Below are 14,778 nucleotides of genomic sequence, written 5' to 3'. Positions count from 1 at the left end.
GGGGTGGCAGGGAGTGACCCGCGGTCACCCACGTTCCCCGGACCGCCGTTGTCCCAGCCCAGGACCACACGCCGAGCACACGAACCCCGGTCTGCGACCGGCGGTAGGCCGCATTGACCCGCGCTGGCACCGGTTCACCCCGGTTGGCATCCGCTGGAGAACACACACCGCGCGCATCATCGAAGATCATGGGGGCTAGCCGCTCCCCCGGCTGGGCACCGCCTTACACGGGGGATTCCGGAAAGGTCGCGATCAGCCGCGCGGCAGCTGGTTCGTCGTTGTCGCGAGTCAGGTCCGCCGTGTCGAGGAAGACGACGTCGACGTCGCCCGCGGACGACGGGTCGAAGCCGCGTCGTCCGTGAGCGGGTCACCCGCCCTCGGCTGCTTCATTGGGTGATGAGGTCGTCTATGCCGTAGTGGCTCCACCAGGTAGGCCGGTGTCTGCGGAGTGTGCCCCCGACGCGGGTCAGCAGCAGCCAGTTGCCGTTCTGGACCAGCGCCGCGTCCTCCTGCCGGGCGGCCAACACCCGGGCCACGGCCTTCATCATGTTCGGGATCCCCTTGTCGACCAGGTCGTCTGCCCGCATGGAGAAGTCGATGTCGACGTACGTCTCCGGCTCCCACTCCCAGCGGGCACCGTCGTCGGCCTCGGCATCGAAATAGCCCTGGCTGCCTGAGGAGACGGTCAGCGCGTACCCGCGGGTGTCGTAGAGGCGGGCACTGAACAGCCGTGGGTTGGTGCCGCTCGGCCTGGGCTTCTCGGCGGGTTCGGCTGCCACGAGATCAGCCACGTGGTCCAGGGGCAGGTCACCGGCGAGGGTCAACCTGAACTCGACAGCCATCTCTGCGCCTCTCCTCAGTCTCGACGGACGATCTGCGCGATCGCGCCGGTCGGCGTTACCGCGACGAGTTCTTTCAGCCTCTCGACGGGCCAGGTGTCGAACTGTGTCCGCAGGGCCGCGAGGTCTCCGTGCCAGTCGTGCAGGTTCAGCACCACACGTTGGGTCTGCTCCTTGTCGACCTTGGCGCGGACCTCGCTCCAGACGCCCCGTACCGGCTTGCCGAGAGTGGGCGAATAGCAGTCGAACACGTGACCCTCGATCAGGTAGTCCGGGTCCTTGTTCGGGTTGCCGGAGTCGCCGGTACGGAGCCGGGCGTCGGCGATCTCCTGCCTGGTGGGGTTCTGGTGGACCCGGGGCGTACCGTGGCCGTGGTCAGCGGATGTGGCGTCGCTGGCGGTATGAGGTGTCGACGGCGGGTCACCGCGCTCGGAAGGGGTGGGGCTGGCCGGTGGATGACCGCCAGCCTCTGTCAGTTTCCCGACGACCCCAACTGCCGGGCCTGCGCGATCGCCGCTTCGACGGCCTGCCGGGCCCCGCCGGTGCGCGCAACGACCAGCACCAGGACCTGCTTGATGGCCTCCAGGGCCTGCAACAGCGGCCCGGGTTGCCCACCCTGCAGGACCATGGCGACGAGCTGCTGCGCCTCACCGACGCCGGTGATGGCCCCGGTCGCCGCGTCACGAGCGGCGTCCACGGCGCTCTGCACGGGGGCCAGCCCGGCGATCGTCTCCTGCGGGGTGGCCTCGTTCGGCACCGCCGCAGTGGCCTTCGTCGCCTCACCGATCGAACTGGCCAGACTCCTCAGGCCGCCCTGGATGCCCGTGATCGCGTTGCGTACCCGGGCCACGCCCGCCGCCACCGCGACGAAGCCCGCGCTGGCGGCCCGCAACGCCACCTCCTGCGCCTGACTGTCGGCGGCGGCTGCCAACCCCTGCGCGCGTTCGACCCCGGTCATCAACGCGCGAAGTTCAGCGGTGATCTTCTCGATCTGCGACACGTAGCCGGCATCTCCAATCTATAAGGGCAGAGGTCCCCGACAGCTGAACCTACCCGGGGCCCCTACAGGGCCCACCATCCCGTGGCAGCGCGCCGCCCGGCAACGAGTCGACGCCGGCCCACAGGCTGCCCACCGGGGCAGCACCCTTTTCGCTTGTTCTGGTCAGGGGGCGTGGACCCGCCGCGGTTCAGTAGCCACAACTTCGGAAAGGGCGATCGGTCGCAAGTCTCCATCCAGTGCTGATACAGCGGTCGTCAGCGAGGGCCGGGGCGTCCTACTCCTAGCTGGCCATCACATCGGCAGCACACCCAGACAGTCACCCGACCCTCCGGGTCCAACCGTGCAAACGACATACTTCGATGTCCGGTTGCAGGTCCAGACGGACCCCTGGACTCTGCTGCGGTTGGCGTCGGCTGTCCGGGGCGTCCCCGGTACGCCGCCGCGGCCTCAGGGCCCTTCTCGCACTCTGGCGACGGTCACCGGGCGGCGAACAGTGCGTCAGGTGTCGAGGGCTGCGAGGTTGAGGCGTTCGAGCAGGCTGGGCTTGCGGGCGTGGGCCGTCCGTAGCTTGGCCAGCCGCTGTTGGAACCCGCTGTCTCGGTCGCGTTCGGCGAGGTCGTGCAGGTCGACGAGGAGTTGTACGGCGGTGTCGTACTCGCGGGGTTTCTTCGTGGCGATGAGTTCGTCGACCCGTTGCCAGGCGGCGAGTTGGTCGCTCGCGAGGGTGTCGAGGTGTCGTTGCCGGGCGGCTGCGGCGGACCGTTCGCGGCGAATCCGGTCGTGTTCGCGCCCCTCGGCGTCCCGTCGTTCCCGCTCGGCGCGCAATTCCGCGGCGGTGGCGCGTAGTTGCCCGGCGGTGCGGGCGGCCGCCGGGGCGGGGGCGTCGGTGCGGTGTGCGTCGCGGTAGCGGCGCAGCAGTCGGCTGCGTAGGTGGCTGTCGCCGCCGGTGATCAGGTCGGTCAGGATGGCGTCCTTGTCCCGGGCGGGCAGCCCGACGACCCAGGTGCGGAGTTGCGCGGCGGTCGGTTCACCGGAGGCGGCCGGCGGCGATCCGGCCGCCGCGGCCGCGATCAGGTCGGGGTCGATGCGCAGGAACTCGGCTACGGCGGTGAGGGACGCGTCGAGGGCACCCAGTCCGGCGGGAACGGGCGGTTCGGGCTCGTCGGCGATCTCGGCGGACTGTACGCAGCGCAGCCAGGCCAGGTACAGCAGGCGCAGGTCACCGGCGGCGAGGCCGGCCCGGACCGGGATGATGGAGGCGAGCAGACCGTGGCCGTCGAGGTCCCACTCGTCGGTGCCGTCCTCGTCCTCGTCGTGGAAGTCGATGATGACGTGCTTGCCGGCGGTCCACGCGGACGCGCTGTCACCCTGGCAGTACCGGGCCACGGTGGCGGGGTCGAGCACGTGCTTCGGTAGCCGCAGCATGAGCCGGCGGGTGCCCCAGTTCGCCAGGTACAGGTGCGCGTCGAAATACCGTTCCATCAGCGTGCGCGGGTCACCCTTGAAGTTGCCCCACTCGTAGGTGTTCACGAAGCTGGTGGCGGTGATGTCGGCCCGGGTCGACAGCGACCGCAGCTCGGCCCGCTCCCGGCCGGTGAGGGGCCGGTCGACGGCGGTGAACTCGTAGTACTGGTACTCGCTCACCGTGGCCTACCTTCCGGCCCAGTGCCGGTAGGCGTCGACCCACACGGCGCCGACCGGCGCGGGGGTGGGAAGCGGCAGGTCGAGCAGGTCGACCCTCTGCCGGTGGCGGCCTCGGACGCAGACCGCGACGATGGTGTCCGCGGTCAGGTCGACCTTCCGCACGGTGACCTCGACGCCGAGGACGGTGGTGGTGAACGGCACCGCCAGATGCTCCTCGATCATGGTGAACAGGCCGGTGAGCTGTTCGTCGTCGCCGTACGCGTCGACCGTGGCTTCCTCGATCATCGCCTCCAGCGCGGCGGTCCCCTTCGATGCCATCGACGGAGGATAACGGACCGGCGTCGGGGTGTTCGGAGCCCGATACGCGAGGACGGTCGGCATGGGTTCGGTGGCCGAGTTCGTCGATCTTCGGCGGGAGGTGGGCCCACATGCCGAGGACGTCGCGTTCCCCGTCGAGGCTGTCCAACGGACCACACCCAGGTCAAACACGGAAATCTACGCAGCCCCAGGTCCCGCCGGCAGCTCGCGCGCCTACGTGGTCACCGCGAACGCCGCCGCGCCGCGCCCGGACGCTCGAGCCGCCACCGGTCTCGTCAACCCGCGTGGGCGGGTCGCCAGGACGACGCCCGCGGACCCGCCCACAGACGGTGGTCAGTAGACGTCAACGCCGTAGGCGTTCAGCGCCTCGGTGACCGGCTGGAAGTAGGTGGTGCCGCCGGAGGTGCAGTTGCCGTTGCCGCCGGAGGTGAGGCCGATCGCGGTCGAGCCACTGAACAACGCGCCACCGCTGTCGCCCTTTTCCGCGCAGACATTGGTGCGAATCAGGCCACGGACCGTACCGTCGACGTAGTTGACCGTGGCGTTGAGCCCGGTAACCGTGCCGCCGTGCAGACCTGTGGTCTGGCCTGAACGCTGTACGGACTGGCCGACGAAGGCGTCAGCGGCGCCGGTGATGTCCTGGTACTGCCCGTTGTACAGATAGACGTAGCCCGGCTCGTAGTCGTCGAGGCGCACGATTCCGTAGTCGTTGCCGGGGAAGCTCGACCCGGCGTTGGAGCCGAGGTAGTTGGTCAACGACCGATCGCCGTACCAGTTCGACACGACGTCGGTGCAGTGCCCGGCGGTGAGGAAGTAGTAGGCGCCACTGCCGCTACGGACGTTGAAGCCGAGCGAACACACACCGCCGCCACCCCAGATGGATTCACCTCCGGTGATTCGGGTGCTCAGCACGCCCGTCTCCGGCTCGACGCGCACCGCGCCGCCACTCCGCGCCGCGGCGGCCTTGACCCGATCCAGCTTGGCCCCGGTCACCGTGCTGTCGACGGAAACGACGACCTGGTTGGTTGCCGGGTCGACCCACCAGGCGGTACCGGGGATTCTGGCTGAGCGTTCCAGTTCGGCGGTGGCCCGGTTCAGTTCGGCGGCGCCGCGCTTGACGATCTTCGGAGTGGCGCCGGCGGCGGCGACTTGCCGGGCGGCGATGGTGTCGGTCACCGCGACGACCATCTTGCCATTGGCCGCGGCGTAGGTGCCGGCGGCTCGGTCACCGAGACGTTCAGCAAGGTTGGCGGCGGCGTTTGGTGACGCGTCGGGGGCCGCCTGCGCTGGGCTGCCAATCAGCGTTCCGGCCGCGGCCACCAGAGTCCCGGCCGCGACAAGGGCTGCGGCACGACGGAACGTGAACCTCGTGGGTCGCATGTAACAACCTCCGTAAGAGGGGAAGACGGCCTGCTCCGCAGTGGCGGGGCCGTGGGCTCAGCTCGGCCGAGCTGGGGCATCCGGCCAAGCTGCAACGGAGTATTCACATGCTTAAGATCTTTGGCAAGATCTTGTTCCATCCGAATTCACCCGACCTCGACCCACACCGGAAGGCAATACTGTGGACACAATTGTCGCTACGCTCCGTCACTGACGTGCTCGCCGACATGAGGCGGGTTGCGCGGACACCGAACTCGGACCTAGCGCAATACAGAATCTTCTTTGCAGAAGAAGCTCTGCATGGGTACGTTGGCCATCATGTCGACTGCGGACGAGACACGGCGGATCACCGATCCGTCAGCACTGAAGGCGGTGGCTCACCCACTGCGGGTGCGGCTGCTGGCAGCCCTGCGGGAGGACGGCCCCGCCACCGCGACCGAGCTGGCTCACCGGCTCGGCACCGAGTCCGGCTCCACCAGCTATCACCTCCGGGTGCTGGCCCGGCACGGCTTCGTCGAGGAGACGTCCGGCGGGCAGGCGGCCCGCCGGCACCCGCGGGAGAGGCGCTGGCAGGCCGCGCACCGGCTGAGCGAGTGGAGCAACGTCGCGATGAGCGCCAGCCCCGCCGGTCGGGACGCCGCCGCCATGATGCGCCGCCGACAGGTCGAGGTGCTGATCGGGGACGTCGAGCGGTTCGACGCGGCAGCGGCCGACCTCGACGACGTCTGGGTGGAGGCCGCGGGCATCGGCGACCTTCTGGTCCGGCTCTCGCCGGGCTCGCTGACCGAGCTGTGGGACGCCTTCTACGCTCACCTCGACACGCTGGTGGTGCGCGACGCCGCCGATCAGGCCGCCATGCCGGTCTCCATCGTGGTGGCCGGGTTTCCCCGGGTGGAGTCGCCGTGAGCGCCGCCGCGGCGACCCGTCGCTACGCGCTGCTCAGCTTCCTTACCTGGCTGCCGACCGGTCTGTACTTGGCGCCGTTGGTGTTGCTGATGCTCGACCGGAACCTGTCGGTCGGTCTGGTCGCCGCCGTCGGGGCCGTCTACTCGATCGCGGTGGTGCTGCTGGAACTGCCCACCGGTGGAATGGCCGACGTCCTCGGTCGCCGGCCGGTGCTCGTCGCGTCGGCGGTGGCCAGCGCCGCCGGTCTGCTGATCCTCGGGCTCGCCGAGACCCTGCCCCTCTTCATCGCCTCGGCGGTGCTGCGCGGAGTCGCCCGGGCCCTGGCCAGCGGTCCGACCGAAGCCTGGTATGTCGACACCCTGCACGCAGCCGACGGCCGCGACGCCGACCCCACCACCGGGCTCGCCCGCGGTGAGGTGGCCGCCTCCGTCGCCCTCGCCGCCGGCACCCTGGCCGGTGGGCTTCTTCCCCTGGCCGTGACGAGCGTCGCGCTGCCGGTGTCCGCGCTCGCCGTACCGGTCCCGCTGGCCGCCGCCGTCGAGGCGGCGCGAACCGTCGTCACCCTCCGGTTGCCCGAGCCCCAGTACCCCCGGCCGTCGCCAGGAGCCGTGCTGCGGGCGGTACCGGCCACCATCGTGGCTGGCCTGCGGATGGTCGGCGGCGACCGGCTGCTGGGCCGGTTGCTGCTGGTCGCCGGGGGCATCGGGATCGCGTTGGGCGTGGTGGAGTTGTTCACCCCCGCCTGGTTGGCCGAGCTGACCGGCACCCGGCAGTACGCCGCCGTCACGTACGCCGTGGTGGCAGCGCTCTCCTTCGCCGCGGACGCGGCAGGCAGCGCGTTCGGCCCGGCGCTGGTACGCCGCTGCGGTACTCCGGCTCGGGCGGCGGCTGTCGGGACCGCCGTGGGCGCACTGGCGATGGCTGCCCTGGCCGGCACGGCGCCGCTGCGCGGGCCGGTCGGGGTGCTCCTCGCCGGCCTCGCGTACTGCTTGGTCTTCGCCGGCCTCGGCGCCGCCGCACCGGCGCAGGCCAGCCTGCTGCACGGCCGGGTCGAGGCGTCGTCGCGCACGACGGTCCTGTCGGTACAGTCGCTCTTCCTGCAACTGGCGGCGGCCGTCGGCGTGGTCGGTCTGGGGTGGCTGGCCGAGCAGCACGGGCTGTGGGCTGGTTACGCGGGTGCGGCCGGAGCACTGCTCGCCTGCGCCGCGCTGCTACGACAGCCACGCCGACGTCCAAGCCGCGATCCCGACGATCCACCAGCAGCGAACGCACCCGGCCCACCATCGACGGCGGTGGCGACGCCGGAGTGACGAGGCCGGCCCCCACCACGTCCTCGACACCGCAACGGCTCCGCCGGCTCCGAGCGCGAAAGGAGGCTGCACCAAGGCCACCGCACCGCCGGTGTGCCGCAGCGACCCGTAGCCGCATCCCTATCGACGACAGGGCTCGGCAGCTGGAACACCGGAAACGCCGCGAGGCCGTTGGACACCGGCGGGGTGGTCGGCATAGCAGGCAGCCGCGTCGACACGAGCAGTCGCATGACATCGACGCCCCCGGTAGAGTCTGGTGCGTGCTGGAGCTGCGACCGAACTGCGAGTGCTGCGACGGCGACCTCGACCCGGCCTCGCCGGACGTGTTCATCTGCACGTACGAGTGCACCTGGTGCCGCGACTGCGCCGAGAACGTCCTGCACGGCGTCTGCCCGAACTGTGGCGGCGAACTCGTCCGGCGTCCGATCCGGCCGGCCGGCCTGCTCGTCGTCGATCCGCCGTCGACCCGGCGCGTGCTCCGCCCCGGCTGCGCCCCGGCACCCACCCGCTGACGTCGCCGGATCCACCCGGCGCCCGCGGGGTGTCCATCGGTCAACGGTCGGTCGGCAGCCGTCGCGGAGATTCGTTCAGCCTCCGCAACAGCTCTCCGGCGCGACCGCCACCGCGGGACGGTTGGGCAACGCCAGGGTCGGCCGGCTCTTCAGCCGCGGCCGGGCCATCGCGACGGCCGGCGCCCCGATGCGCCGCTCCGCGACGATCGCATGACCGGCCCCGTCCGCGTTGATGCGTCACCCCCCGCCAACTCGTGTCGCCGCTCATGACCGGGCCGCCACCAGCAGTCCGTAGCCGATCACGCCACCGGTGACGGCGGTGCGGGCGGCGGCGAGCACGGCCCGGGCCCGGTCGAAGTCCAGGCCAGCCGCCTCGGCCCGGTCCCGGGCGGTCATCCGCACCATGGTCAGTCGTGCGTCGATCTGGTCCAGCATGGCGGCGATCACGGCGTCGTGGCGTTCGCGAACGGCGACGCGGAGCCCGGCGCGGGTCAGGATGCCGGCGTACTCGTCCAGCGGGCGGGCATCGGCGACGCAGGCGATCCACCCGCCGAGCCCGGCCAGTTCCGCCGGCAGCCGGCGCGGATCGACGGTGACGTCGGTGATGCCCAGTCGCCCGCCGGGTCGAAGGATCCGGGCGAGTTCGGCGGCTGCGCTGGCCTTGTCCGGAAATACGCAGAACGCACATTCGCACACCGCCACGTCGAACGCCCCGTCGGGCACGGGCAGGCGCTCGGCGTCCCCGAGCCGGAAGCGGATCCGGTCGGCGAGGCCGGCGCGGCCGGCGGCGTCGGTGGCGGCGGCGACGTTGGCGGTGGACAGGTCGATTCCGGTCACGTCGGTGTGGTATTCGCCGGCTAGCAGGAGCGCGGTGGTCCCCCGTCCACCGGCGACATCCAGCACGACTTCCCCGGGACGCACGGCGAGCCGGTCGGCCAGCCGCCGGGTCAGCGCCATCCCACCGGGATGGTAGGAGTCGCCGAGTAGCACCGCGACGAGATCGGAGCCGTAGGCCGCCGCGCAGCACGCCTTGGCCGAGGTGGGGGCGGTCGGCGGGTTCATCGCAGCCGCCGGCCGACATTGGTGGTGTCCGCCGCGATCGACCCGCGTCCCGCCCTGCCGGCGCCGGCACTGGCGATCTTCGATCCGTACGGGGAGTCGGCCAGCGCCGGCAACAGGGGCACCGCGTTCGGCACGACGTCGGCGACGGGTACCCCGGACATCCGCTCCCGGACCTGTTCCCGGTAGCCGACCGAGTTGTACGCACAGAACGGAATGAGCCGGCCGTCGGGGGTGATCTCCTCAACGCAGCACTTCATCAACTGTTTGACGTTGAGTGTGTACGGGTCCTGGAAGTCCTGGATGACGATCATGAAGGCGCGCTCGGTGAGGTCGGCGATCGCCGCTGGCAGGTTGACACCGCAGGCGTCGGCGCAGTCCAGCGCGGTCGCAGCGACGGTGAGTTGCTCGCTCGTGCTGTCGGTGCCCATGAACGCCGAGGCGGACCAGAGCTTCTCCAGCGCATCCCGGACGGCTGGGTCGGGGATCACCCGGTTCGAGACGTAGTCGAGGTGGTCGGCGATGTTGAGCAACCGGGGAATCGGCACCAGGCCGAAGTCAGGCATGCCGGGGGTGCCCTCGGTGAGCAGATAGGTGACGGAGCGGCAGGTGGGGAAACAGCACGGCACGGGAAAGAAGTCCGCCGCGGTGAACCAGCCGGGACGCTGCGCCGCGATGCCGTGGATGATGTCCGAGTTCGTCAGCCGGGTGAGCGGGTCGAACTCGACGTGTCGACCGGAATGGGTGACCGGTTGGAACGACACGCTGCGTACCGCCGGATGGACCAGGCCGAACTCGATGATCGAACCGAGTTCGTGATCGTTGAGACCGCGCTCGACGGCGGCGACCAGCGTCACGGTCAGCCCGGCTGCCGCGCAGTTGTCCAGTGCCTGCCGCTTCACCGCCCGCAGATCACGGCCGCGGATCTCCCGGTGGGTGCGTTCCTCGAGTCCGTCGAACTGCAGGTAGATGTTGACCGGCCGGCCGGGACGGTTCCGCTCACCGAGGGCGGCGACGAAACGTCGGTCGGAGGCCAGCCGGATGCCGTTGGTGTTGAGATTGACGGCCTTGATCGGCCGCGCCTGCGCCGCGTCGACGAACCGCAGGATCTGCCGGTGGATGGTCGGTTCGCCGCCCGAGAACATCACCACCTCCGCCTCGCCCTCGGACGCCACGAACGTGTCGAGCATCCGCTCGCACTGTTCCAAGCTGATCGCGTAGCCGTCGGGTTGGTGACCGGAGTCCGCGAAGCAGATCGGGCAGTCCAGGTTGCAGCCGGTGTTGACCTCGATGATGCCCAGGCAGGCGTGCTGCTTGTGCTCCGGGCACAGCCCGCAGTCGGCCGGGCATCCCCGCCGGACCTCCGTCTGGAATCGCAGCGGGATGGTGCCGGGCTTGTTGAACCGGGCCGAATCCAGGTACATCTGCGCGTCGCCGTACACCAGTGCCTCGAAGACCCCGTGCTCCGGACAGCGCTTGCGCAGGTAGACCTTGCTATCCCGGATGTTGACCTGCCCGTCCACCGCGACCTTGCACAGCGGGCAGATCGACTTGGTGTACTCGACGAAGATCTCGTCCCGCTCCCGCTTGCCGGCGGCGGTCGGTTCGACAGCGGTCATGACGCTCCTCCTCGTCGTAGGTCGGTCCGTCGGCTCACCGGCACCGGGCGGGTTGTGGTTCTTCAGCGTGCCGACCCGGTCGCCACGGCCGCCGCCGATCGCGCCCGGGCCTTCCGGGTGGCGCGCAGCAACAACCCTCCGTAGATCAGCAACAGCGCGTCCTGGAGCAGCACGAACCAGCCGAGCCGCTGGGTCAGGAAGCGCCCGAAGCAGCCGCAGTTGTCGACCGTCAGTCCGCGCGCGAACGCCTGCACCGCCAGACCGGCCCACACCACCGCCACCCCCGCGTACACCCAGACCGGGGTCAGTGCGCACGACCGCGGTCGGGTCAGCAGCCAGAGCCCACCGGTCAGTTCCGCCACGATCAGCACCGCAGCCAGCCATGGCAGCGCCGCCGCGGGCGCGATCCCGTACGCGGCGAGGATGTCCGGCATCGCCGGCCACGAGACGAGCTGGCCGGATGCCATCGCCGTGAGAACGGCACCCAGGACGGCACGAAGCCACATGAGCAGACGCTAACGGCGGACTCGGTCCCGGAACCCGGACTCGGCCAACATCGGAAACAACCACCCGACGGCGTTCCACCCCGGCGGACTCGATCGGAACGCTGGGAGCCTGGCCGCGGCGGTGATCCCGAGGCCGACCCGCGAGATCACAGCGCCCGCAGCGGCGCGCACCCAAGAGCCGGGGGTCAGCGCTCAGATCAGGTCGAGGGCGGTAGCGGCCTGCCGGACGAGGCTCTCGTCCGCGCCGAGCACGAGGGCGGTGTGCGGGCTGCGTGAGCAGAGGACGACAACGCCGCGGAGTCGCATCAGGCCGGCGCCCCGGGTCCCGATCGGAGCTTCGGTTCGCTCGGGGACGGGAAACGGTCGGTCGCTGAGACAAATGAGCAGACGCCCGCCGGTGTCGTCCCGGTAGGCGTACCCGGCCGCACCCAGGTCGGGCCGGCAATCAACGCTGGCCTCCGCGCGTCCCGCGCCGGTGAGGGCGTCCACCTTCCCGGCGGGACACCGGAGGCGTAACCGGCGGGCACCGCCGGTCACAAAGGAGGAGCAGCATGATGACGACCGCTCACACCACCGCAGGTACCGTCGCGCTCTCCCACCGCCTGGTCGCGGGTGTCGTCGGCGGCCTGGTCGGCGGCCTCGTCTTCGGTCTCACGATGCAGGCGTGGGACATGCTGCCGATGGTGGCGATGGTGGCGATGCTGGTCGGCAGCGAGTCCGTCGCGGTCGGGTGGCTGGTCCACCTGACCATCTCCGCCCTGTCGGGCGCGGTGTTCGCCGTGCTGCTCGGCCGATGGACGGGCAGCCCGCCCGCCGCCCTGGGAATCGGGCTGGCCTACGGCCTGGCGTGGTGGCTCCTCGGCGCGTTGCTGGTCATGCCGGCCTGGCTGGGCATGAACGAGATGATTTTCCAGCTGACCGCCGGTGCACAGCGCAGCCTCGGCGGTCACCTCGTGTTCGGAGCGCTGCTGGGCCTGGCCTACGGTCTGGTCGGGGGCCGGGCCCGGCGGGCGACCAGCCGCGTGTGACCGGCGGACGGTCGGAGCCGTACCCCCGGGGCGGATCCCGCTCGTCGCCGCCGTGCCGGGCCACCGGCCGGGACACCATCAGGAGGATCACCCGACCGGCGCACGGGCGGCTCGGCAGCCGGACGTCGTGACGGGCGGTCGGGCAGGCTTGACAGGCGCCGGCCGCACGGCGGCGCCGACAGGCGAGGGGCGCGTGGGTGGACGGGTGGGATCTGGCGATCATCGGTGGTGGCACCGCGGGAATCGTGGCCGCGAAGACCGCCGGGCGGTTCGGCGCGCGGGTGCTGCTCGTCGAGTCCGCCCGCACCGGTGGCGACTGCCTCTGGACGGGCTGCGTGCCGAGTAAGTCTCTGATCGCCGCCGCGCACGCCGCGCACGCCGTACGCACCGCCGGCCGGTTCGGGGTGCACACCGAGCGGGCCCAGGTGGACGATGCCGCGGTGCTGGCGTACGTCCGGGCGGCGATCGCCCGGATCGAGCCGGTCGACTCACCGACCGCGATCAGCGCGGAAGGGGCGCACGTCGAGACCGGCCGGGCGGAGTTCACCGGCCCGTCGACCCTGCGGATGACCGGCGACGCGGGTAACCGTACGGTGCGGTTCCGGTGGGCGCTGATCGCCACCGGCTCCACTCCGGCCGTCCCGGCGTTGCCCGGCCTGGTCGCAGCCGCGCCGCTGACCAACGAGACACTGTGGGACCTGGAATGCCTGCCCCGGCGGGTGGCGGTGCTCGGCGGTGGCCCGGTCGGCTGCGAGTTGGGCCAGGCCATCGCCCGGCTCGGCGTCGAGGTGACGCTCGTCGAGTTGGCCGACCGGCTGCTGGTCCGGGAGGAGCCGGAGGTCGGCACGCTCCTCGCCGAGCGGCTGCGGGCCGAGGGTGTACGGGTGCTGACCGGGACCGCCGTCGAACGCGTCGACGCCGGCACGCTGCACCTCGCCGGCGGCGGCACCGTCGTGGTCGACCGGATCCTGGTCGCCACCGGCCGGCGGCCCCGCACCGACGGACTGGGGCTGGCCACCGCCGGCGTGCGCTGCGACGAGCGGGGACACGTGCTGGTGGATGCGCGGCTGCGCACCAGCAACCGACGGATCTTCGCCGCCGGCGATGTGACCGGGACCCTGCCGTTCACCCACGTCGCCGGGGTGCAGGGCAGCTACGCGGCGACGAACGCGCTGCTCGGGCTGCGTCGCCGGGTCGACTACACCGCCGTGCCGTGGGTGACGTTCACCGATCCGGAGGTGGCGCACGTCGGGGCGACGCTGGCCGAGGCCCGGCTGCGCCACGGCGACCGGGTGCGCTCGCGGCGGCTGCCGCACGGCCACGTCGACCGGGCGGTCGCCGATGGCCGGACCGACGGGTTCACCCACCTCGTCATCGGCCCCGGTGGCCGGCTGCTCGGCGCTACCGTCGTCTCGCCCCGGGCCGGAGAGTCCATCGCCGAGTTGGCCGCCGCGATCCGCCGCGACGCGAAGGCGCGGGACGTGGCGGGCACGGTGCACGCCTACCCGACGTACGCCGACGGGCCGTGGAACGCCACCCTCGCCCAGGTCCGCGCGGACCTGGGCAGGCCGTTGCCGGCGCGCGCCGTCGCCGCGCTGCGCGGACTCCGCCGCGCCCTGCACCCTGTCCGGGGTGACCGACGGTGACCGGCTATCCGATCCCGGCCGGGACGACGGGCCCGGCCGGCACGGATCGTCGGGTTGGCCGCCGGCACGTCACCGCCGGAGCCGGCGACACCGCCGTGTCCCGGCGACGAAACCTGGTGACTGCCCGGCCCACCGCGACGTCGTCGCCGTGTCACGCACCAGGCCCGGAGCCCACGGCGCGACGGCGAACACAGCCCGTGCCCGCCGTCGCCCGTCAGCCCTGCTCTGCCCGCGCTATCGGCCGGTGAACCGCGGCGCGCGTTTGTCGAGGAACGCCCGCATGCCCTCCCGCTGGTCGGCGGTGGCGAACAGGGCATGGAAACTGCGCCGCTCGAAGAGGACGCCCTCGCGGAGGCTGGTCTCCAGGGCCCGGTCCACCGCCTCGCACGCCGCGGTGGTGGCCACCTTGCCGTACGAGGCCACCACCGTCGCGACGGCCCGCGCCTCCGCCATCAGCCGGTCGGCCGGTACCACCCGGGCGACCAGACCGCTGCGCTCGGCCTCCTCGGCGCCCATCAGCCGACCGGTGAGGATCAGGTCCATCGCCTTGGCCTTGCCCACCAGCCGGGTCAACCGCTGGGTGCCGCCGATGCCGGGGATCACGCCGAGCTTGATCTCCGGTTGCCCGAAGCGCGCCGTGTCGGCGGCGATGACGATGTCGCACATCATGGCCAGTTCGCACCCGCCACCGAGGGCATGACCGGCGACGGCGGCGATGGTGGGGGTGCGCAGGGCGGTGAACGCCTCCCAGCCGGCGAAGAAGTCCTCGACCACCATGTCCACGGCGGACTTCGCCGCCATCTCCCGGATGTCGGCACCCGCCGCGAAGACCTGGTCCGAGCCGGTGATGACGAAACACCCGACGCCGGGGTCCCGGTCGAGGGGTTGCAGCGCGGCCAGCAGGTCGGTCATCAGTTCTGTGTTCAGGGCGTTACGGGCGGCGGGCCGGTTCAGTCGCACGGTGACCACCCGGTCGGTCCGCTCCACGATCAGATTCACGGTGTTTCTCCC

Annotated in this window: 15 protein-coding genes and 1 pseudogene; 5 read left to right on the top strand and 11 right to left on the bottom strand. The window is 71.5% G+C overall.

The window, feature by feature from the left end:
* Positions 1-386: 386 nt before the first annotated feature.
* From QTQ03_RS22955 to QTQ03_RS22930, 6 genes and pseudogenes are all read right to left on the bottom strand, one after another.
* Positions 387-842, bottom strand: coding sequence for a SitI3 family protein (locus QTQ03_RS22955; RefSeq protein WP_289279830.1), 456 nt, complete (start codon positions 840-842; stop codon positions 387-389).
* Positions 843-856: 14 nt separating this feature from the next.
* Positions 857-1,207 (bottom strand): annotated as a pseudogene (locus tag QTQ03_RS22950) (CdiA C-terminal domain-containing protein); the annotation flags it as partial.
* A 104-nt stretch (positions 1,208-1,311) separates the two neighbouring features.
* Positions 1,312-1,839, bottom strand: a complete 528-nt coding sequence (locus QTQ03_RS22945; protein ID WP_289279829.1) for a DUF6244 family protein — start codon at positions 1,837-1,839, stop codon at positions 1,312-1,314.
* 498 nt (positions 1,840-2,337) lie between these two features.
* The gene (locus QTQ03_RS22940; protein WP_289279828.1) at positions 2,338-3,483 is read right to left on the bottom strand and encodes a hypothetical protein; all 1,146 of its coding nucleotides are present in this window, start codon (positions 3,481-3,483) and stop codon (positions 2,338-2,340) included.
* A gap of 6 nt (positions 3,484-3,489) precedes the next feature.
* The gene (locus QTQ03_RS22935; RefSeq protein ID WP_289279827.1) at positions 3,490-3,801 is read right to left on the bottom strand and encodes a hypothetical protein; all 312 of its coding nucleotides are present in this window, start codon (positions 3,799-3,801) and stop codon (positions 3,490-3,492) included.
* 333 nt (positions 3,802-4,134) lie between these two features.
* Positions 4,135-5,181 carry a S1 family peptidase gene (locus tag QTQ03_RS22930; RefSeq protein ID WP_289279826.1) on the bottom strand — a complete coding sequence of 349 codons (1,047 nt, stop codon included), beginning with the start codon at positions 5,179-5,181 and terminating at the stop codon, positions 4,135-4,137.
* Between the two features lie 318 nt (positions 5,182-5,499).
* On the opposite strand from QTQ03_RS22930, the gene QTQ03_RS22925 reads away from it, so the two are divergent.
* From QTQ03_RS22925 to QTQ03_RS22915, 3 genes are all read left to right on the top strand, one after another.
* Positions 5,500-6,087 carry an ArsR/SmtB family transcription factor gene (locus QTQ03_RS22925; protein WP_289279825.1) on the top strand — a complete coding sequence of 196 codons (588 nt, stop codon included), beginning with the start codon at positions 5,500-5,502 and terminating at the stop codon, positions 6,085-6,087.
* On the top strand, positions 6,084-7,397 hold the full coding sequence (locus QTQ03_RS22920) for an MFS transporter (protein WP_289279824.1): 1,314 nt from the start codon (positions 6,084-6,086) through the stop codon (positions 7,395-7,397). Before QTQ03_RS22925 ends, QTQ03_RS22920 begins: the two co-directional genes overlap by 4 nt.
* A 260-nt stretch (positions 7,398-7,657) precedes the next feature.
* Positions 7,658-7,909 (top strand): DUF1272 domain-containing protein, encoded by a 252-nt coding sequence (locus tag QTQ03_RS22915; RefSeq protein WP_289279823.1) that lies wholly within the window; start codon positions 7,658-7,660, stop codon positions 7,907-7,909.
* 264 nt (positions 7,910-8,173) lie between these two features.
* Here the strand turns inward: QTQ03_RS22915 and QTQ03_RS22910 are convergent, their stop codons facing one another.
* From QTQ03_RS22910 to QTQ03_RS22895, 4 genes are all read right to left on the bottom strand, one after another.
* A complete protein-coding gene (locus QTQ03_RS22910; protein ID WP_289279822.1) occupies positions 8,174-8,971 on the bottom strand; it encodes a class I SAM-dependent methyltransferase in 798 nt (265 codons plus the stop codon).
* Entirely contained in the window at positions 8,968-10,587 is a 1,620-nt protein-coding gene (locus QTQ03_RS22905; protein ID WP_289279821.1) for a radical SAM protein, read from the bottom strand. Before QTQ03_RS22905 ends, QTQ03_RS22910 begins: the two co-directional genes overlap by 4 nt.
* A 62-nt stretch (positions 10,588-10,649) precedes the next feature.
* Positions 10,650-11,093 carry a MauE/DoxX family redox-associated membrane protein gene (locus QTQ03_RS22900; protein WP_289279820.1) on the bottom strand — a complete coding sequence of 148 codons (444 nt, stop codon included), beginning with the start codon at positions 11,091-11,093 and terminating at the stop codon, positions 10,650-10,652.
* Between the two features lie 192 nt (positions 11,094-11,285).
* Positions 11,286-11,582 (bottom strand): hypothetical protein, encoded by a 297-nt coding sequence (locus tag QTQ03_RS22895; RefSeq protein WP_289279819.1) that lies wholly within the window; start codon positions 11,580-11,582, stop codon positions 11,286-11,288.
* A gap of 65 nt (positions 11,583-11,647) precedes the next feature.
* On the opposite strand from QTQ03_RS22895, the gene QTQ03_RS22890 reads away from it, so the two are divergent.
* Positions 11,648-12,121, top strand: a complete 474-nt coding sequence (locus QTQ03_RS22890; RefSeq protein ID WP_353890643.1) for a hypothetical protein — start codon at positions 11,648-11,650, stop codon at positions 12,119-12,121.
* Between the two features lie 197 nt (positions 12,122-12,318).
* Positions 12,319-13,767: a dihydrolipoyl dehydrogenase family protein gene (locus QTQ03_RS22885; protein ID WP_289279817.1), complete on the top strand. Its 1,449-nt coding sequence runs from the start codon at positions 12,319-12,321 to the stop codon at positions 13,765-13,767.
* A 234-nt stretch (positions 13,768-14,001) separates the two neighbouring features.
* Here QTQ03_RS22885 and QTQ03_RS22880 read toward each other — a convergent pair whose 3' ends face one another.
* On the bottom strand, positions 14,002-14,766 hold the full coding sequence (locus QTQ03_RS22880) for an enoyl-CoA hydratase-related protein (protein ID WP_289279816.1): 765 nt from the start codon (positions 14,764-14,766) through the stop codon (positions 14,002-14,004).
* Positions 14,767-14,778 lie beyond the last annotated feature (12 nt).

Source organism: Micromonospora sp. WMMA1363, assembly GCF_030345795.1.
Classification (GTDB): domain Bacteria; phylum Actinomycetota; class Actinomycetes; order Mycobacteriales; family Micromonosporaceae; genus Micromonospora.
Note: the sequence above shows the minus strand (reverse complement) of the source record. Positions and strands in the feature narration are given on the sequence as shown.